The sequence below is a fragment of the Dorea sp. AM13-35 genome (genome assembly GCF_003473885.1).
GTDB lineage: Bacteria > Bacillota > Clostridia > Lachnospirales > Lachnospiraceae > Dorea_D > Dorea_D hominis.
The window spans coordinates 277,431-297,932 of record NZ_QUCZ01000002.1; the positions used below are offsets into that span (position 1 = coordinate 277,431).

At 39.1% G+C, this 20,502-nt stretch carries 18 protein-coding genes and 4 pseudogenes; 4 read left to right on the forward strand and 18 right to left on the reverse strand.

Annotated features, from left to right (window positions below; genetic code table 11):
- Positions 1–262 precede the first annotated feature (262 nt).
- The 6 genes from DW152_RS04190 to DW152_RS04215 all read right to left on the reverse strand — a co-directional run bounded on the left by DW152_RS04190 (position 263) and on the right by DW152_RS04215 (position 7,719).
- Entirely contained in the window at positions 263–964 is a 702-nt protein-coding gene (locus DW152_RS04190) for a response regulator (RefSeq protein WP_006427007.1), read from the reverse strand.
- On the reverse strand, positions 957–3,656 hold the full coding sequence (locus tag DW152_RS04195; RefSeq protein ID WP_118288041.1) for a sensor histidine kinase: 2,700 nt from the start codon (positions 3,654–3,656) through the stop codon (positions 957–959). Before DW152_RS04195 ends, DW152_RS04190 begins: the two co-directional genes overlap by 8 nt.
- A gap of 90 nt (positions 3,657–3,746) precedes the next feature.
- A complete protein-coding gene (locus tag DW152_RS04200; protein WP_118288042.1) occupies positions 3,747–4,289 on the reverse strand; it encodes a LysR family transcriptional regulator in 543 nt (180 codons plus the stop codon).
- A 21-nt stretch (positions 4,290–4,310) separates the two neighbouring features.
- A complete protein-coding gene (locus tag DW152_RS04205; RefSeq protein ID WP_117537089.1) occupies positions 4,311–4,958 on the reverse strand; it encodes a potassium channel family protein in 648 nt (215 codons plus the stop codon).
- 13 nt (positions 4,959–4,971) lie between these two features.
- Complete coding sequence (locus DW152_RS04210) at positions 4,972–6,312, reverse strand: TrkH family potassium uptake protein (protein ID WP_117537090.1); 1,341 nt, start codon at positions 6,310–6,312, stop codon at positions 4,972–4,974.
- A gap of 507 nt (positions 6,313–6,819) precedes the next feature.
- A complete protein-coding gene (locus DW152_RS04215) occupies positions 6,820–7,719 on the reverse strand; it encodes an endo alpha-1,4 polygalactosaminidase (protein WP_243059776.1) in 900 nt (299 codons plus the stop codon).
- A gap of 346 nt (positions 7,720–8,065) precedes the next feature.
- On the opposite strand from DW152_RS04215, the gene DW152_RS04220 reads away from it, so the two are divergent.
- Positions 8,066–8,269: a 4Fe-4S binding protein gene (locus tag DW152_RS04220; protein ID WP_330416714.1), complete on the forward strand. Its 204-nt coding sequence runs from the start codon at positions 8,066–8,068 to the stop codon at positions 8,267–8,269.
- 63 nt (positions 8,270–8,332) lie between these two features.
- Here DW152_RS04220 and DW152_RS04225 read toward each other — a convergent pair.
- Positions 8,333–8,728, reverse strand: a pseudogene (locus DW152_RS04225) (recombinase family protein); the annotation flags it as partial.
- A gap of 160 nt (positions 8,729–8,888) precedes the next feature.
- Between DW152_RS04225 and DW152_RS04230 the strand changes: the two are divergent.
- On the forward strand, positions 8,889–9,080 hold the full coding sequence (locus tag DW152_RS04230; protein ID WP_055059878.1) for a hypothetical protein: 192 nt from the start codon (positions 8,889–8,891) through the stop codon (positions 9,078–9,080).
- Positions 9,081–9,143: 63 nt separating this feature from the next.
- On the opposite strand, the gene DW152_RS04235 is transcribed toward DW152_RS04230, so the two are convergent.
- Together DW152_RS04235 and DW152_RS13560 are read right to left on the reverse strand one after the other, a co-directional pair.
- Positions 9,144–10,085 (reverse strand): Abi family protein, encoded by a 942-nt coding sequence (locus DW152_RS04235; protein ID WP_118288043.1) that lies wholly within the window; start codon positions 10,083–10,085, stop codon positions 9,144–9,146.
- A 161-nt stretch (positions 10,086–10,246) separates the two neighbouring features.
- Entirely contained in the window at positions 10,247–10,372 is a 126-nt protein-coding gene (locus tag DW152_RS13560) for a hypothetical protein (RefSeq protein WP_015540934.1), read from the reverse strand.
- 249 nt (positions 10,373–10,621) lie between these two features.
- Between DW152_RS13560 and DW152_RS13700 the strand changes: the two are divergent.
- A pseudogene (locus DW152_RS13700) lies at positions 10,622–11,239 on the forward strand (Archaeal ATPase); the annotation flags it as partial.
- Here DW152_RS13700 and DW152_RS04245 read toward each other — a convergent pair.
- The 7 genes and pseudogenes from DW152_RS04245 to DW152_RS04275 all read right to left on the reverse strand — a co-directional run.
- A pseudogene (locus DW152_RS04245) lies at positions 11,240–11,572 on the reverse strand (phage portal protein); the annotation flags it as partial.
- Entirely contained in the window at positions 11,506–11,979 is a 474-nt protein-coding gene (locus DW152_RS04250; RefSeq protein ID WP_330416716.1) for a recombinase family protein, read from the reverse strand. The gene DW152_RS04250 and the pseudogene DW152_RS04245, both read right to left, overlap by 67 nt.
- Positions 11,948–12,136: a hypothetical protein gene (locus DW152_RS04255; protein WP_118288044.1), complete on the reverse strand. Its 189-nt coding sequence runs from the start codon at positions 12,134–12,136 to the stop codon at positions 11,948–11,950. Before DW152_RS04255 ends, DW152_RS04250 begins: the two co-directional genes overlap by 32 nt.
- 257 nt (positions 12,137–12,393) lie before the next feature.
- Positions 12,394–12,786: a VOC family protein gene (locus DW152_RS04260; protein WP_118288059.1), complete on the reverse strand. Its 393-nt coding sequence runs from the start codon at positions 12,784–12,786 to the stop codon at positions 12,394–12,396.
- Positions 12,783–14,015, reverse strand: coding sequence for a carbohydrate kinase family protein (locus tag DW152_RS04265; protein ID WP_118288045.1), 1,233 nt, complete (start codon positions 14,013–14,015; stop codon positions 12,783–12,785). Before DW152_RS04265 ends, DW152_RS04260 begins: the two co-directional genes overlap by 4 nt.
- Before the next feature lie 10 nt (positions 14,016–14,025).
- Entirely contained in the window at positions 14,026–15,384 is a 1,359-nt protein-coding gene (locus tag DW152_RS04270; protein ID WP_118288046.1) for a GntP family permease, read from the reverse strand.
- Positions 15,385–15,514: 130 nt separating this feature from the next.
- Positions 15,515–17,131, reverse strand: coding sequence for a mannitol dehydrogenase family protein (locus DW152_RS04275; protein ID WP_118288047.1), 1,617 nt, complete (start codon positions 17,129–17,131; stop codon positions 15,515–15,517).
- A 351-nt stretch (positions 17,132–17,482) separates the two neighbouring features.
- Between DW152_RS04275 and DW152_RS04280 the strand changes: the two genes are divergently transcribed.
- Positions 17,483–18,616: an ROK family transcriptional regulator gene (locus DW152_RS04280; RefSeq protein WP_118288048.1), complete on the forward strand. Its 1,134-nt coding sequence runs from the start codon at positions 17,483–17,485 to the stop codon at positions 18,614–18,616.
- Between the two features lie 514 nt (positions 18,617–19,130).
- Here the strand turns inward: DW152_RS04280 and DW152_RS04290 are convergent.
- Positions 19,131–19,877, reverse strand: coding sequence for a hypothetical protein (locus tag DW152_RS04290; RefSeq protein ID WP_147363195.1), 747 nt, complete (start codon positions 19,875–19,877; stop codon positions 19,131–19,133).
- Positions 19,878–20,297: 420 nt separating this feature from the next.
- A pseudogene (locus DW152_RS13370) lies at positions 20,298–20,502 on the reverse strand (hypothetical protein); the annotation flags it as partial.

The following is a 20,502-nucleotide window of genomic DNA, read 5'->3' on the forward strand; positions in this document are numbered from 1 at the left end:
TAATAAAAGTCACTATAAATAGCAAGAATAATTTGGCTTTGGTGTACAAAGGAGATTTTATTTTCCACACATATACTATGCATAATGCATAATCCCATTACTGTTTTGTTGGTCAGCTTGTAGCTGTCACCGCTTAATTAATGTTATTACAAAAGCACTATAAATCGTGATCAGCAAACGATTTCAGTGCTTTTTTACGTGTTATTCTATTAAATTTTACCTATTAGCTTATATTCCAACTTTAACTATGGTGTTGTGAAGTTCAATCAACTTTCAGCATCCGATACCCCACGCCAATGTGTGTTTGGATATATTGTGGAGAGTTCGGTTCTTTCTCGATTTTTTTACGAAGTGTTGCCATAAACACACGAAGGGAAGCAATATCATTATCCCAGCTACTTCCCCAAATGCTTTGCGTAAGGAAAGTATGGGTCAGAACTTTTCCTATATTTCTTGTCAACAGGCAAAGCAACTTATATTCAATAGGTGTTAAATGCAACTCTTCTTCATTCAAATAAGCACAACCTGCAGCATAATCTACACGAAGTTTTCCGTTTACAAAAACAACCGCTTCGGCAGGGGATACTTTTTGCATCATCGATAACCTTCTTTGCGTGACTCGTAGTCTGGCAAGCAGTTCCTCAACAGAAAATGGCTTTGTTAAATAATCATCTGCGCCAGCATCCAACGCATCAATTTTATCGGTATCTTCACTGCGAGCACTGATTACGATAATTGGCATGTTTGACCAAGTACGGATTTTTTTAATAATCTCAACACCATCTATATCAGGAAGTCCTAAATCAAGTAAAACAATGTCAGGATTGTGTGAAGATGTTTCTAAAATTGCCGATTGACCATCGGGTGCCGTCAGATATCGGTATTCGTGCGCTTTTAAGGTTGTTGTAATTAAATTTCTGACAGATGTGTCATCTTCTACAACTAATATTAGTGACTTATTCATATACTTTGACCTCCCCTGCCGGTAATGTAAATGTAAATACTGTTCCGTGCGGCAGATTATCTGAAACAGTAAGTTCTCCGCCGTGGGCGTTAATAATGGACTTGCACAAAGATAATCCGAGTCCTAAACTTCGGCGGCTGTCTGCAATTTGATTTGCACCGCTATAGAACATGTCGAATATCCGTGGCTTTATTTCGTCAGCAATTCCGTTTCCATCATCCGATATAGATACGATTGCTTGTTTTCCCCTCTTTTCTGTCCGAATAACAATATGAGAGTTTTTAGGTGTGTATTTGATAGCATTATCAACAATATTGATGATTACCTGAACAATAAGCTTTGCATCCATTTTTGCAAGAAGAAATTCTTCTTTGCTTTCAACGGAAATATGATGTTCTTCACTCTTTCGGTTAATATGATGTAACGCTTCTGTAATCACGTCATCCATCAAATCTTCCGTCATACGGAGATTCAACCGTCCTTCTTCAATCCGGGTTACAGCCAGCAAGTTTTCTACAAGGTTAATCAGCCACATGGAATCATCATATATATCCATGTACAGCTGCTTTTTTGTATCATTATCAATGGAATCGCCGTTGGACAAAAGATTGCTAGCATTCCCGGAAATGGATGTCAGCGGTGTCCTCAAATCATGTGAAATAGCACGCAGCAGGTTCGCTCGCAACTGTTCATTTTTTGCAAGAATGGCCGCCTCCTGTTTCTCACGGGCATTTTTCTCATTTTCCAAAGCCAGGGCACATTCTCCGAGAATGGATAGTAGAATACTGTTTTCAAATGGATCAAGAGGTATTTCCCCCATCACGATTCCAATAACTCCATATACCATACTGCTGCTGCGAACAGCATGGTACAGGCATTTTGCATTGGAAAGCGTTCCTGTTGTAGCTCCGGCACGTTTATTGTTTTTCAATACCCAGCCGGCAACGGCCTTTTCATTTTCGGAAATACACGATTCCAAATTTTCTTCAGTTACAGAAAAAATATGCGGCGTATCCAACACTTCTCCATCAGCTAAATAAAAAACGATATCTTTTCCCAAGAGTTTAATGAGCTGATTTGAGGTTGCAGATACAATTTCATTTTTATCTTTTGCCTGTTGCAATAGCTGGTTTGTATCAAATAACACTTTGGTACGGTAAGCAGATTGTGCCGCCTGTTTTGCTTGGTTTTTAATCCGTATAGCAAGAGAACCGGTTAAAAATGCCGCCAAAAACATGATAATAAAGGTAACAGGATAACCCTGATCATACGCCTTCAAGGTAAATTGAGGTTCCGTAAACAAGAAATTAAAGACCAAAACACTTACAATCGAGAAAATTAGGCTGTATATCTGATGTTTCGTGATGACAGCGGTGACAAGAACACCTAAAACAAAAACAGTAATGATATTTGCTTTGTCAAATCCAAATTTCTGGAAAATCATTCCGACTAAACTGGATAAAATCAGAATCGCAGTAGATTTTAATGTATCAGTGACAGAGAATACGATATGGTTCTTTTCCCTGCCCCCTCTTAACTGATACACTGCCGCATTAGAAACCGTATCCGGAATAATATGCACATCCAGGTTAGGGGCATAATCAATCAATTTTTCTGTCAGGGTCGGTTTGCTGAGCAAATGCCGTTTTGTAGCAGAACTACGTCCGATCACAATCTTTGACACACCGGACAAACGAGCAAATTCCGCAATCTGAAACGGAACATCTTCTCCGTAAACTATTTCTATTTTTGCCCCAAGCTGCTCAGCAAGACGAATATTTGAACGCAGGCGTTTTACATTTTCCTCGCTCATCACCGAAAAATCTGGGGTTTCTACAAACAGAGCCGTAAACTCCCCTTTAAAAACAGAAGCCATTTTTGCGGCGGTACGGATAATTTTCGCATTGGATGGAGAAGAAGATAGACATACAAGAATATGTTCGCCTGTGTGATAATCTCCATGATTTTTTATGCGGGTATTTTCTGTGAGGATATTCACCCGGTCCGCACATCGCCGCAGTGAAATCTCCCGGAGAGCTGTCAAATTTTCTATTGTAAAAAAATTTTCTACTGCCTGTTTTGCCTGTGTCTGTCTATATACATTTTCTGTATTCAAACGGTTGATCAAATCCTGTGGTTCAATATCTATTAATTCAACCTGATCTGCATTATCAAAAATAGAATCCGGGATGCGTTCCCGCACAACAATTTTCGTAATGGATGCAACTGTATCACAAAGGCTTTCAATATGCTGAACATTGACAGTCGTATAGACATCAATCCCTGCATTCAAAAGTTCCTTAATGTCCTGATACCGTTTTGCATGACGGCATCCTTCGGCATTCGTATGCGCAAGTTCATCTACAAGGATAAGCTGTGGTTTTCTTTTCAACGCCATGCCTATGTCGAATTCGTCCAGTATCATACCATTATAAAAAACTTCTCTTGTAGGAAGAACTTCTAAGCCATTCAAAAGAGCTGCTGTTTTGGGATGTGCGTGGGGTTCTACATAACCAGCTACCACGTCAATTCCCTGCTGTTTTTCCATATGAGCTGCTTCTAACATGGCGTAGGTTTTACCCACACCAGCTGCATATCCGAAAAAGATTTTCAAATGTCCTTTATTACGTTTTTCTTCATCAGCTTGGATTTCCTTTAATAACTGATCCGGATTGTGTCTGCTTTCACTCATACGGTCATCTCCTTGTACAAAAACATTATATAGAATAATACGTAAATTTCAGAAAAGCATTTTAGCACTGACATTAAAATCGCATAAAGATTATACCACCTTTTTTTCTTTTTTTCCATTCGGGCGTGTAGCCGAAAGCAGAAAACGCTCCAAAAAATCACGCAATTTTTCGACAAATAGACCCTTCATACAATTAATGTCATTTTGCCATATCACTCTCGCTGGTTTCTCAATCGTGTTGACGGGATGTACCGCAATGTCTATAGAGCCTGGAGTAATGACACTTTGCTTTATTTGAAAGGATAAGGAACAATACTCATCTTTCAAAATATCGTTGGAATTTTCTATGATAAAGCCAAAATCAAGTTTATTATTTTCCAGCCCATTTATTATTTCACTTATAGAACCGTAGAACAGGTTCAGCTCATAGTTTGAGTATTCGCTTGAAAATTGTTCTAATAGATCTGCAATAGAATCTATGATTGCAGGTGTTTCAAATCCAATCCTGAGCTTAGAATCTGAAATAAGTTTTTGGGATTGATTTTCCTTGAGAAATTTTTCCAGCTTTTCCATAAGAAAATAGCCATAAATAAATGCTGCCAATACCACTATAAGTAAAACAAAGTCTTTCATATCACCAACTTCTTTCAAAAATTAAATATGAAAACATTTTTGAATATGTTTCGTCTCCCCAAGAACAAGCATGGTACTGTCCTTTAACAACTGCGTATCGGAACTTATTTTCAAATTCATAATATCATTTGTTTTCAGCGCCATAATATTGATGTTATATTTTTTTCGTATATCCAACTGACCGATTGTTTTTCCTATCCATTCTCCCGGTATAGATATTTCAAAGATTGCATGTTCTTCATCTAGTTCTATGTAATCGAAAATATGATCAGCACTATAACGGATCGCAACCATATCGGCAACCTGCCTTTCGGGATAAACAATTTCATCTGCGCCGTTTCGTAAAAGAAATTTTGCATGAACATCACGAGCGGCACGAGACACCACCATTCTTGCACCGAGTTCCTTCAAAAGGGACGTTACTTCCAATGAATTCTGAAAGTCATCTCCGATAGCCACAATACAAACATCAAAATTTCCAACACCAAGCGAACTTAAAAAATCCTCATTAGTCGCATCCCCAATCTGAGCGTTGGTTACAAAGGGGAGTACAGCATCAACTCGAGTATCTTTTTTATCTACCGCCATCACCTGATGATGCAATTCATCTAATTTTATAGCAATATGCCGTCCGAATCTTCCCAGACCGATAAGTAATATTGATTTCATTTTTTTATTCTCCTTAACCTACTGTAATTTTTTCCTGAGGATATTTTGAACCGTTAGGCTTTTTTTCAGAAACGGTGGCAAAAATCAAGGTCAATCCTCCCACTCTGCCAAAAAACATCAAGCAAATCAAGATTATATGGGAAAAACCTCCCAGATCAGGAGTTATTCCCAGCGATAACCCTACCGTCCCAATTGCCGACGCCGTCTCAAACAAAGCGGTCATAAGTGGAATATCTTCTGTTCTGCAAATTACCATTCCTCCGACAAGGAATAAAACGATATACATTAAAAAAATCGTAGCTGCATTTCTGATAGTGCCATCCGGAATTTGTCTGCCGAAAAAATGGGTGTGTTCCTTTTTTCTAAATACAGATAATGCCGATGAAACGAGAACTGCAAGAGTTGTCGTTTTCATACCACCTGCAGTGGAACCAGGCGAACCACCGATGAGCATCAGCATAATGATAAGCATTTGCCCAACTTCACTGAGTAAAGTCAAATCTGCCGTATTGAATCCTGCTGTTCTCGGCGTAACGGATTGAAACAAAGAAACCCATACTCTTTCTGTAAGAGGCACATTTGAAAACTCAAAATAAAAAAAGTAAAGAGCCGGTAAGAATATCAATATTCCTGTTACCATAAAAATCACCTTGCTTTGCATCCGGTATTTTTTAAAATGCCATTTATGATTCTTTATATCCTCCCAGGTAAGGAATCCAATACCTCCTGCAATAATCAGCATCATAATTACAAGATTTACAATCGGCTGTACAGAATAAGAGGTCAACGAGGAAAAAGGAGCTCTTATACCGATTAAATCAAATCCTGCATTGCAAAAAGCAGAAATAGAATGGAACAGTGAATACCATATTCCTTTCCAAAACCCAAAGTCCCTGCAAAAAACAGGGGCTAAAAGAACCGCACCAATGATTTCGATAAGAATAGTAGTCCGAATAATAAATTGCGTTCTCCGCACAATACCACCCACCGTTGGAGCCGAAATTGCCTCTTGCATGGTACTTCGCTGCATCAACCCGATTTTGCGTCCGGAAACAACAGCAATCGCAATAGCAATCGTAATAATTCCCATACCTCCGATTTGAATCAGCAGTAAAATAACTCCTTGGCCAAATAAAGACCAGTAGGTTGCCGTATCATAAACAACCAGTCCCGTCACACAAACCGCAGAAGTTGCGGTAAACAAAGCATCCAAAAAGGAGGTACACTGACCGCTTTTTGTAGCAATCGGCAGCATCAAAAGCAGACTGCCTAAGAGAATCACGGATAAAAATCCTAAACTAATCACTTGAAATGATGTTATATGTCGATGTCTTGATCTGTTTGTCTGTTGCATAACTATATCCTCATAATCTTAATTTCTTTTTTATATTGCTTTATTCTATCTTTATTTGTATTAAATGGGCGTAAGTAAGTTTGTTTTGAAATTAAGATTGTATAAAGATGAGCAGAAGTTACTCTTTGATTCCAATTAAAAAGACGATAATCAATTCAATGTGTGTAAAATGATTATCGTCTTTCTTTTTTCATAAACACCACAAACTTCGTTAAAGCTGATTTTTACAAAACCCCTAAAAAGTTTATAGAGCCAAAATTATTCTCGCTACCGCAAGTGACAGCGGGCTAAGTGATATTCCGTATAATTATCTAAAGCGTTCCATCTTATTCCGATTCCGTTTTAAATGAAGTTATTTAAATTCAATAAATGCATTGATATTATTCTTCTTTCTATACCATTATGTCTTTTATCATAACACTATAATAAAAAAGACTTGAAACAATCATTTCTCTATGAAAACATAATTCGCACTTATGCTTTTATATATATGCATGACACACTGTATTAGTCTAGCTCTATTGAATCTGAAATATAGTACTTAAATTTATTGTTATTACAATACTTTTTAATCTTAGATATTAATTTTTTATCCTTCGTATATTCTAACAGATACACTCTCATTCCATCTTTTTTGCATAACTTTACATAATTTGAGAAATATTTATGTACATCCTTCGGTTGCTTACCGAATGTGTTTTTGTTAAATAGAATCCTACTCCAGACAGACTCCTGATTAACATCTGTCATAATGCTCTTCATAGTTCCGTATTGACTTTTATATTTTTTTACGAAAACATCGCCACCATTAATAATAACTTCTTTTTTAAGTGACTTGATATTTCTTAATATTTTAACAAGACCAACAAAATTTTTCTTTGTTTTAGCATAGCAATAAACATCGCAATTATCTATAAAGAACCCATCCACGTCTTTTTTTAATAACTTTCCAGATAATCCTTTTATAAACTTCTGCCATTCTAGGCTAGAAACATTGATCCATTTCTCTTCATCCCAGTTTTCATAATCACCTATCGCAAGATGCTCATAATCCTTGTAATACTTTCTAAAGTTCTCAATAGAGCCGACATTCAAATACGTATTAACCTTAACGCCTTTTTTATGCAAGGTTTGAATATCTCTCTTTGAAAAATATTGAGCATCTATGACCACTTCTTTGTAATCATAGAGTTTTTTCATTTCTGATGCATCTATGCTCAAGAAGACACCATATTCTTTTTTCTTTTTATTAATATTTGAATGTTGCTTATTCCTTGCAGTTACCGGTACTTTAGTTATCACTGTGCTTGTTGAGGCTTCGGTTGTAGCGAACAATTGTGTGCCCTGTGGTACTGCGTTAAGAACCAGGATCATTGTCAATAGAAATATCAATATTTTCCTACGCATTGTACTATCCTTTCTGTTTATTTAACCTCGCCCTGTAACTCTGCGGCGGGACGAATTTCCATATTTCCCGAAATCTTCTCGAAATTACGGGAGGATCTGGCGATTCGCGGGATTTCTTCTCGGAGCAATCTTGATTTTGCATGCAAAATAAGAGGCTTTTGACCGAAATCTTCCGGTACTCAAGCGGAGAAAAATCTGATGCTGAGTGAACACCGGATTTTATCAATGTGACCTCGTCACAGAAAAATGATTTGCCCTGCGGTGTGTGTGAAAATACCTGTTCACTAGGGGCTGTCAAGGTGCTTCGTCTCTGCGGGAGGCCATTAATCTGTTCTGGACATTCCGTGTGCCGTGGGACTGGACTTATACAGCCGATACGGTCACCGACTGGGTGGCGCAGTTCAGCTTTGGATTTTATAGCCTCATGCTGACATCTCTGCTGCTGGGTCTGATCGTTATGGTTCTCTACAACCCCCGTACATGGTGTGCATTTTGCCCGATGGGAACCATGACGCAGGGTATTTGTAAGCTGAAAAACAAAGAATCATAAGAGACAGTGAAATAATCATCGTTGATCATAGATGGAGCATATCACTACGCTACTTCTCTCTATTTATTTTTCTACCTTCGACAGCAGACATATGCACTCAACGGTACTTTCGTTGTCCCAACAAAGTTCCTGTGTTTCCCTGTCTCCAAAATACACTGGAAAACGGAACTTTATGTGCTTCAGGAATCTGCCATCTGGCTGCTCCTGCTCATAAATATCCACCTGTTCCACAAAACTGTTAAGAAATTCTTTCTTCTCCAGGTCGGTGAACTTATCATATAGTTTATCAAAATATAAAAGAAATTGATAGACGTTTTCTTCTGATATTTTCTGTTGCCGGATATTCAGCAGGCGATTCTTAACTTCTTCTATACTGTTCTCCACGCCTTCAATCTCATCATACAAACGGTATAAGCGTGTCTCCATATCCTGATATTTCTTTTCATAAAATTTATCCATGCTTCTATGTTCAAACCTTCCACCTACAATTCTTATTATCTCGTAACATAACTTCCATTTAATGTCCCAACTATTTTCAATACTTATTTTTCTTATTGACGCACTTCTCTGTCAATCGTATAATTAATACACAAAAAAGCGAAAAGAGGGCGGTGTTCGTATGGCTACTTCAAGTATTACTCATAATTTTGTCATATCCAATCCAAATAGCGTAAAACATTTTATCGCAGCGATTGATGAAGCTGACCGTGACCGCACACCAAAGCAGACACTTCCCGGACGTCAGTTGACAAACCCACAAGAAATCTTAGCTTTAATGTCAAAGAGGAAAAAACAAACTCTTAAATATTAAAATTCTTCAATAAAAAATCCTCTAAAACAATAGGTATTTCACTATCTCTTAGAGGATATTTCTTTACTTTAAATGATATTTGGTAATACTTTTCCAGTTTTTCGGGAAACCCATTTTATTCAATAATTCAACTTCACTTATATGCTCTACTTCTCTGTTTACTCGGTCAATCTCTTTTATGAGCTTTCTTTTAAATTCCAGAAAATCTTTTCCAGGTAATAGATATCTAAAAGCAATCACCACAGCAAACAAATCTTGTTTTCCTTTTTCGTACTGATTACCGCTCTGTGGTAATGAAAGTTTTTTATGAAGCGGTGTATCCCCAATAGCATCTACTGTTCTGTATGTAAACAGTCGTTCCCCATGGGCACATACATTCCTATACTTAGTGAGAACAGATAGAAACTGTTCCATCTGATGCTGATTCAAAGGTTCAAAGTTTTTTGATACTTTTGATTTTAAGGACTGCGGAAACACTCGGAACATTTTTGATAAGTTTCCAAACGTAAGTACATTTGCCAAAACCCATAATGGAATTTCACCATATGTCTTGCGGTAATAGTTGATATATGTATAATCTGTGGTCGTTGTTGCCCGTTTCAAGGTCGCTATCAACTTTACGATTGTTGCATGATTTCTTTTTGTATTATTATAATTATTAGCATCCAGGTACTGCTTCTGCTCTGCTCCATACATTTCAGTAAAATAGTATGACATCAAAGAACGCATCTGTCGCTCAATCTGCAGTAAATATTTAAAGAACAACTCTCTAAGCTCTGCATCAAACTTATACAGACTGACTATTTCTTCAAAACTTGTTCCTACTTTATATTTCTTTGTATTCGATATTCTAAAAAGATGTTTATATCCTCCCATAAGAGGAAAATATCCTATTTGACGTAACATCTCTTCCGCATATTCTCTGTCTTTTATTTTTATTCCCTTTTCATCACTGATCCAAGAAACCTGGTCACTAAAAGAAGAGAATTTTTTCGGTGTCTGCATATCATTTCTCCTTAAAACAAAAGAGGGAGAGACCCGCAGGCTCTCCCCCGCCTGTAGGCTTCGCAAGTTTCTACAGAACGATCACTGAGCTTAGTATACGTCATTTTAAATGTCCTGTCAATACGCCAAAACATTCTTAGCCATACCCGCTCAGAAGTATTCTATGCTGTTTTTTCTTCCTTATTCTGTTTTTCTTCCTCCAACTCCCGGAGGACTTCTTCGCCGTACTTATCAATCATCCGTACCAGAAAATCAATGCACCGCTCAAATTCAATATTCTGTTGCATAAGCTCCTCCCGTTATTGTTTGTTCTGAGCTTATTTTACAGAACCTGCCTGAAAACCACATTGAATAGAAATTGATTGTAAATTGACACAATCAATTTAAAAATATCCGCATTTTCTTGAGTCGAATATATGTTCGTGTTATGATAGATATACTTAATCTTAACTACGAAAGGGGAATTTCTATTGAATCGATGCGATTTTTCTTCTATTAGCACTTGCTTAAAAAATCATATCAGCGAAAGTAATCAAATGAGTCAGCCTGATTTTTTATACGAATTATTTGAAGATTTTATGGATGATCCGGCAAATCAGGATTATTCAATGGATAACGGTCTGGTTTGCCGCTGGATGACTGGTCAGGCTAAAATCAGTCCTAAAATATCCGCTTACTATTCCAAGCCATCCAATCAGGAAAAATTAGCCCATACCATCCACCAGAATCTTCTTCCACTGATGTCTGACTGTAATATGGCTATACAAGATATTTACACTTTATTCATTTAAGATGACAGCATCTCAGATGCGAAAAAGAAAAATCTGACTCCCTTATATAAACCAGCCAGTTCAAGACTGCTGTTTCTTGCAAAACTGATTTCTTTTGGCATGGAACGCCAATTCATCAAACGTAATACCAAAAATCAGAAGCTACTCGCCGGAGGAGCTTTATCTCCCATTGTGCTGGATTATATTATGGACAGTGAGGTTCCGAAACCATGCCGTCATTTTATCGGAAGAGATAAAGAACTGGAAGAATTATATACCATGCTTGAGGAAAACCGTCATGTTTTTCTTTGCGGAATTGCCGGAATCGGAAAAAGTGAACTTGCCAAAGCCTACGCAAAGCGGTACATAAAGCAATACACCAATAATGAAATACTTTCCCTTTTCTCCTGGAAGCAGGAGCGCTTTCTGTAGGCTCTGCTCCCAACGGATAACCCAAGGATCCAGGGTGTATTTCACAAATTCCAGTGACTGCTGTTCTATATTTGAAAAGCTCGATTTTTCCAAATCACCAACCATATGTGGAGGAATACGGTATAATCTAGCGATTTCATTGATCTGAAATTTCCTTGTTTCAAGAAACTGTACTTCTTCCGGAGGAATACCAACCTGCTGGTATTTCATTCCTTTCTCTAATACCGCAATCTTATGGGCATTACTGGTTCCACGATACACAGCATTCCAGGAATCTCTAGCCTTTCATCATAATCTTCCTGTTCTATTTTACCATCAATCAGCAGATCTGTTAACCTACTTTTTTGATTCAATAGTGGAAATGTCTTTCCAAGAAGCACATCACCTTTATACTTCTCATTTTTAATCATTCCCATAACTCCATGATCATGCCATTCCACCGTGCCACGCTTATTTTTAATCCCGAGTTCTACCAGCCTTTTGGCAATCGTACCACTGCCAATTCCCTGCAAATACATATCATATATGAGTCGGACTGTTTCTGCTTCTGTTTCATTTACAGTAATTGTCTTTGTATCCTGATGATAATCATAACCAAAACAACCATTAAAGCCTACCAGTTCTCCACGTTTCATTTTCATCTGTAATCCCATTTTCACGTTACCGGAAAGAGATTCCACTCCAGGATACATGGGGTGTTCTGATGAGGAGAGATTCCTCTATAATAATGAGGTCGCATTCCACGACCTCATCACCTTCCTTTAAATCCAGATATTTGCTGTGAATTCCTTCTCTTTCAAGCATATCCAGACTTGCCTTCATAACTGTAACCGATGTCCTGACTTTCATACTCCTCAAATTTTTTACTATGGAAAAACCATCTATAATTAATATTTTTATCATAGTCTGTTTACGTTTCAAATCTCCATTTCGTAATTTTCCTACATTTACTATACTATCTATTTAAAAACTTGATAAGAATAAAATTATTCCTGTTTTGTTCTACACGAAAGACTTGTGCCATTCTACCCCACTTCCTTTCCAGACAAAAAAGACGCAAGCCACATTTCTATGACTCACGCCTTTCTGCATAACTTGTTTTACTATTATAAATACTGACTAAATTCCACTTTTTCCTTATTTGGTCCTTCAATCGTAAAGAATTTAACTCCGTTTTCCCAGAAAGGCAGGAAATGTACGGTATCTTTCGTTGTATTTAAACCAGCCTCACTGATCATTTCATACACTTTCTCAATATCTTTTACATCGATTGCAATATGGTCAATCGCACCGTCTTCCATTTTAGCAGCCTTATTCTCATATGTCTCGATTACAAATGTATTCAATTTTAAGAAAGCTACCTTCTCGTCTGCCCCTTCATTTACTGTCTGGAAGGCAACCTCAAATCCCAGTGTCTCATAAAAACGAATGGTTTTTTCAATATCATTTGTTGGAATTCCAACATGCTGAATTCCATTCAGCTGTTCTTTTAACTTCATTTCCATTTTGAATCCTCCAATCTCTCTTCTACCTGTGAAAGCTTCGGCATAGCCGGGATTGCCCCTTTTTTCTCCACGCAAAGACTCGCCACTGCATTTCCAAACAGGGCATACTCTGCTAGTTCTTTCTGAGTCAGTTCATCTAATTGTTTATCCGACTGACTGATCTTATATAAGAAGCCACCCCAGAACGAATCACCTGCTCCATTGGTATCAGCCACATGCTCTACCGTAAATCCCGGAACCATGCATCCGCCTTCTTTATTGTAAATATAAGCTCCATTTCCACCAAGAGTAACAGCTATGATTTTTACACCCTGACGATACAATTCCTCAACTGCTTCCATCATATTCTGATATCCTGTCAAAAGTTCTATTTCTTCATCAGAGATTTTCATGATATCGACATATGGAATCAGACTTCTCATATTCTCTATCGCTGTTTCTTCATTTTCCCACAGAGATGCCCTGTAATTTGGATCATAGGAAATAATGCTTCCCTTATTCTTTGCTCTTTTTACCGCATAGAATGTGGTATCTCTCGCTGGCTGTTCTGTAAGTGACAGCGAACCCACATGGAAAATATACGTCTGATCCAGAATATCAATATCCAACTCCTCTTTCTGAATCTTTGTATCTGCTCCCGGTTTTCTTGCAAAAGCAAATGTACGCTCACCGCTTTCACTCACTTCCACAAACGCCAGTGTCGTAAAATACTTATCATCCATAAGCATGCCTTTTATATCAACATTTTCTTTCTCTAATACAGAGCGCAGAAATTTCCCTTGCATATCATTTCCGGCTTTTCCGATAAATGCAGTATGTGCTCCCAGTCTTCCTGCCGCCACCGCTACATTTGCCGGTGCTCCTCCCGGGTTTCTCGCATACAGCATCTGTCCATCCTCATTTTTTCCCTGAGATGTAAAATCAATCAGAATCTCCCCAAAAGTTGTGATGTCATAGATTGACCGACAAACTGCATCGTTCGTATCCATCAGAAGTCCTGCCTCTAACAGTTTAAACAGAATCTCTTCACATTCCTTAGCATTATCTGTATGAACATGAAGTTCGCCCGTTTCAAAATCCGGCATACTCAAAACACCAAGCATAGATTTTGCATTTACCACATAACGTCCAGCGCATAATTCCGCATCATATGGAATTGCTTCCACAATGCTTACCAGCTTTCTTGCATTCTGCATTGTTTCCAAAACTACTTTTGCAATCATCTGTCTCCCCCTAAGCAAACAGGCTGATCACAATTGCACAGATCAGACCTGTAAGTCCTATAATCGTTTCCATCATTGTCCATGATTTCAATGTTGTCTTTTCATCTATCTCCAGCAGAGAACTTACCAGCCAGAAGCCAGAATCATTGACATGGCTGAATGCCGTAGCACCGCCGTTAATCGCACAGACCATAGCCGCCAGATAAACCGGAGATAATCCTGCAACTCCCGGCATAGCCGCCATAATTCCCGCTGCCATCGTCATAGCTACTACCGCCGCACCTACAGAGGCACGAATCAAGGCCGCAATCAGAAAAGCTACAAGTATCAGTGGAAGTCCACTTTTCTCAAGTGCAGGTCCAATGATATCGCCCATGCCGCAATCCTGTAAAATCCAGCGGATAATTCCTCCTCCAGTGATAACCAGAAGAATCTGACCTGTAGGACGAAGTGAACGGTCCATGATCTTCTTTAACTGTTCTCCATCATATCCCTGTCTTTTTCCAAGAAAATACATTGCAAATAATACTGCAATAATCAAGGCTACAAAAGGTGTTCCGAGGAATTCCAATACCGGACGTACTGCATCAATTCCCGGAACATAAGTGGAAATGGTACTCAGAAGGATCAAAACCAGCGGAACAAGAATGATACATAATACTGTAGAAAATGCCGGAAGATTTGCCTCCTCTTCCACCCTGACTTCCTGAATATTTGATGGAAGTCCTGTGCTAATACGACTGCCGATAAAATTTGACCACAAAATTCCGGCAAAGAGCAGGGAAAGGATTCCTACAGGTATACCTACTGCGATCATAACTCCCAGGTCAACATTCAGCATATTTGCAACAAGTACAGACCCGGCTGATGGCGGGATAAATGCAAAGCCTGTTGCAAGACCTGCCAGCAACGGAATTACATAACATAAGGTAGATTTCTTTGTTTTCTTTGCAAGCCCAAATGCCAGCGGAATCAAAATCACAACGCCTGCCTCAAAAAATACCGTAGTTCCAACTACCAGTCCTGTGATTCCAAGTGCGATTCCTGCCTTCTTTTCGCTGAATTTATTTACCAGTGTCTGTGCAACACACTGCGCACCACCCGATACTTCCAGAATTCCGCCAAACAAAGAACCCAGACCAATCAGTAACACGATTCCCTGCAGTGTTTCACCGGCACCCTTTTCTACTGTGCTGACCAGAGTTGGAACTGGCATTCCGGCTCCGAGCCCAATAAACAAAGCTGAAATCAACAGGGATAATACCGGGTGAATTTTAAATTTGATAATAAGCAGCAATAATAATACTATTCCGACTGCTGCCGCAATCAACAGCCTTGATGGCTCCGCCACAAATACCGCTTCTGTCATTTTCTTTTTCCTCCTGAACCTCTACTTCTATTACATTTTATATTCAAAAGTTTCTCAATCACTTCGAGTCCTCGGCATACTTACATAATTTTGTAAGACGCCGATTTTTTCATTATCACTATACCTGCAATTAGCCAACATATTTATGTATTGTTGCTCTTACAGCCCCAGGTCCTGCGAGCATTTCGCGGAACATTTCTTCAATCTTTTCACCAACTCCATCTTTGTAAAGGTCAGTGAAGAACAGACGCTCATTGGAAAGGATCGGTTTGAGCTGATCTTTGAATGTCTCCGTTTTTCCTACTACGATATCCTTAAACTGTTCCTGAAGTTCCTCGTTCATTGGGTCTGGTGCAAGTTCAAATTTATTTCCTTCATCATCCACACCAAGCATATATCTAAGCCATCCTGCGATTCCCAAAGGAATAGCTGTCAGTCTGGAGGCGTCTCCGAATTTCGCTACATATGCTTTAATTGTCTCACCGAATCGGATACCAACCATCTGAGATACATCTACGGCCAGACGAAGGTTTGTATCTCCCAGATACTCATTCGGGAAACGCTCATTAAAAAGTTCATCCACAAATGCCTGCGGAGAAAGGATTCCCGGGTTTGCGACTACCGGAAGACCTTCATCATAAGCAATCATACGCGCCATCTTCATCATATCTTCGTTTGTGTTCAGCATATGCGCAAACAGATCATATCCAAGAACCACACCCAGCGGACCTGTTGCAGAATGTACAGGGTTCAGACATACTGTTACTTTCATACGCTCAGAAAGGTTAACCGTATTTCTGTCAGCCATATATACACCGAAACCTTTCTCCAGAGCCGGACGGCCGTTCGGGAAGTTATCTTCAATTACGAGATACTGCGGTTTCTCTGCATTAACAAATGGTGCAATATATGTTTTCTTACTTGTGATAACCGGCTGCATATTCTCAACGCCAAGATTCTCAAGGTCCGCTGCGATCTGCTCGCTTGGACGAGGTGTGATCTTATCGATCATCGTCCATGGGAACGCAACAATTTTCTCATCACTTACATAATTTACGAATCCTTCATCTACGAATCCGACTTTCTTCCACTCTTCTGTCATAGTCAGTACAGATTCACGAAGTTTCGCACCATTCTGTGAGCAGTTATCCATGGAAACCAGAGCAATTGGATATCTGCCTGCTTTATATCTTTCATAAAGCATCGCAACCAGAACTGCCATTGCACCTGTTGCTTTATCCGGACCATTTTTGATATCAGCTTCTACAAACGGAAACCATGTCCCGTCAGCTTTCTGTAATGCGTAACCTTTCTCTGTGATTGTAAAGGAAACCATCTGCAGGGATTTGCTGGTAAAGATTTCTTTCAGCCGATTCCAGTGTGCCGGGTCTGAAGACTGTGCTTTTACTGCTTCTGCAAGAGCTCCTATTACTTTGTATTCACGTGTTCCATCACCATGCAGGATTACGCTTAATCCCAGGTTGTCATATGGATCATAAATCTTGTCTACTACATCATAATCAAAAGTCTCTATACATGTAATGCCACGGTTAAGCACCCCCTCTTCCAGAAGGCCGTCAGCAATACCACCGATAAATACACGGAAAATATTTCCGATTCCGAAATGTACCCAACCAGGTTCTTTCTTCGCTTTCTCAGAAACAGCCTCTACGTCATAACCTGGCAGAGTGATTCCGGCCTTTTCCCATGCTTCCTGTTCTTTGATTCCATTCAGTGATAATTTCATGATATATCCTCCTTGTTTTCTTTTTGTTATGTTTTAAACTTACGTTTATATCTTAACTGTAAGTCGAGTATATATCCTCCCTATCTAAAAGTCTATTGACAAAAAGTATAATTTTTTCAATCTTATTTTGTGTATTTTTACCAGTTATATTGACCATTACTGTTCTTATTATCGTTATTGCATTTTCACTTTCTATATACTACAATATACATAAAGTTAGAACTTAACTCTATCTATAACAATTCAGGAAATAATATAATCCAGAAAATCTGGCAAGTTTTTGCGCTCTGCCAGACTATATCAAATATATAATTTATAAAACAGCTACAATAACAGAATCAGGAGAATCTTATGAGTGAAAAAGGTTTAACCAATATCAGCGTAAAAAAAATAAACAGATCAAAAGTTTATCAATACATCTACAGAAAAAAAACAACATCCAAGCGCCAGATCGTTCAGGATTTACAGATGGGATTGTCCACCGTAAGCCAGAATCTGAACCTGTTAGAGCAGGATGGCTTAATAGAAAAAAATGGATATTTCGAATCCACCGGCGGAAGAAAAGCAAATGCGATTCAGATTGTATCTGACTTCAGAATTTCCATTGGCATTGGTATTTTAAAGAATATGTTCCATATCACTGCCGTTGACCTGTACGGAAATGCACTCTATACCAATACCATTCCATTTCCATATTCCAACACGCCGGATTACTATAAGCAGGTCACCGATAAAATCAAAGAATTCATTGCCACAAATCAGTATGATGAAGAAAAGATACTTGGTGTTTCCATCGCTACACAAGGAATCACCTCCCCTGATCACTCTACTGTGCTGTATGGAAATATCATGAACAATACAGGCATGATACTGGAGGACTTTTCCCGTTATCTGCCTTATCCATGTTATTTGGAACATGATTCAAAGTCTGCTGCCTTTCTGGAATTATGGAAACACCCGGAACTTGACAGCGCCGTTGTCTTTCTACTGAATCGTAATCTCGGAGGCGCTATCATCACAAACCACCAGATTCATCAGGGAAGTTCTATGCACAGCGGCACGATCGAACATATCTGTATTAATCCAGATGGACCGCTCTGTTATTGCGGAAACCGCGGCTGTCTGGAAACTTACTGTTCCGCCAACGCTCTGGAACAGGCTGCCGGTATGAATATAAAAGACTTTTTCTCTCTTTTACGCGAAAAAAAATCTCCCCAGCTTACACAAATCTGGAAAGATTATCTCCATCACCTGGCCTTTGCCATGAAAAACCTTAATTTAATTATTGATGCGCCTATTATCATCAGTGGTTATCTGGCACCATATTTTTTAGAGGACGACATTGCCTACCTGACTAAACATATCAATGTTTCCTCACCATTCGCATTAACCAAAGAGCACATTTTTGTTGGCACAAATGGACAATACACTCCTGCTATCGGGGCTGCATTGTTCTATGTAAATCAATTTATACATTCAATATAATAAATATTACGCTGCATAATCTTATTCGTATACCGTCAGTTCTTTATGAACATTACCGAATTGTTAGTTGAAAATGATATTCTCTCCGTGGATCTCACATGGCTAAAGTCACATGCTCCTCGGTCGCTTTAAGCGACAAGGCTAAATATCGGCGGATACGCCTGTAACTTAGGATATGTGCAGTCATGCGCCTTTTTCCATCCCAGATATGGCAGATTCCCACACCACAGGTAGTCCGCTGTATATCTGCCTGTGTTTATGCTGCTCTTAAGAGTTCCATTTCTGAAAATAGTTCTTTTAAGTCGGCATTGAAACGTTTTTTAGGTTCCGTGATCACTGCCAGTTCATCCCATGTCTGGGCATAGATCTCAATCAGGCAGCTGACCGCAGAACGATAAATATCCAGTGTCTGGCGGATCGGGATATTCTGTTTCGCAGTTCTACGTCATAACTGGATATAATCTTCATATCTGCTTCTTAACCTTCCTATACTCATACTGACGTAAGTTTACTGTTATTTTTCTTCAGAATTAAACAGTTCATTTAAGGTTTCCGCATCTTCCTGCAGTACCTTCAACACATACTTGTCAAAGTGTCTCGCATCCTGTGTCGAAGAACCAAATTCATAGTTTTCCTGCCCATAATCCATAACATCAAACCCCGGAGTTGCTTTACTGGTTCCTGTTGTTTCTGTGGCAGTTCCGTTTTCTGTCTGAGTCTGCGCTGCTGCTTTTGTTACTTCCGCAGCTCCTTCCACATATTGTCCATACATTTCATCAACATAAAGTGTCAGTGATTCCCCAAAAATTTCAGACGGAACATGTCCACCATCCCACTGCCATTCCAGTCTGACATCTGTTCCGCTGTTAAGCCATGCAATCTGCATGTTCATAGAAGCAAATAGCGACATATCACCTTCGGATGCACCCATTACAATTCTGGTCCATGTCGAGCTTTCTGTATCTTCATCTCCAATATAGTTGATTGGATTATACAGGTCTACAATATTATTTCCGTATTTGTCACCATCCTCGATAGAGGCGATATCATTTTCATAAGATTCCAGCATTTCGTTTCCATCCGGACCATTTCCATCTGCCATTCCGCCTCCTGGACCTGCATTTTGTCCGGATTCTCCTTTTGCATATCGTCCTTCCAGAAATGCCTGAGCTTTAATCAACCTGCAGCGACCGGATACCAACTCTCCGGTCGCTGTTTTTCTTATTTCTACTATCGTTATAGGGTGAACCCCAGGGTTCATTTTCTCTTGTTATCTATCCCCTAGTGTCAACCCTGCATTATGGACCAGTTTCCACAAAGTCATTACTTCACATAAAAAGAAAGGCTTTCCAGTAACTAATCGTACTCACTAACGATAGCTCTCTGAAAAGCCTTTAATTTACCACATTATTCTTACTTGCCTGGGTTCACCTTTGACATCAATACAACCGTCTCCACATGAAATGACAGGCTTGGATTGATGTCTTGTGTTTTGATATGTTTCCTTTAAACTTTCAAAGTGCAATTCTTGCACTTTGAATTGCACTTTATATTTTGCCCAAGGTTGCTCCATAAGTTATCCCTACAACCAATCCACAGCCTCACCTGACCGTGAGGCGTGATTGGATGTCAAAAATGGATATAGGGAAGTGCCGTTATAGGGAATATATCTATGTAATTTTTAGGTTAGGGGGGAATAAGTCGAAGGGTAAGTATTTCCCTCTCCTTCAAGCATCGCCTGCATATCCCCATTTATGGCAATGAAATTATCTATGACATTTCTGAGACTTTTTCTATGACATTTTTCATTGGCATAGTTTTCCATGAGCACTCCACTGAATATTACGGTGCGGCAGAGCCGCCAGTCCGGTGTGGCGAGAGCCACC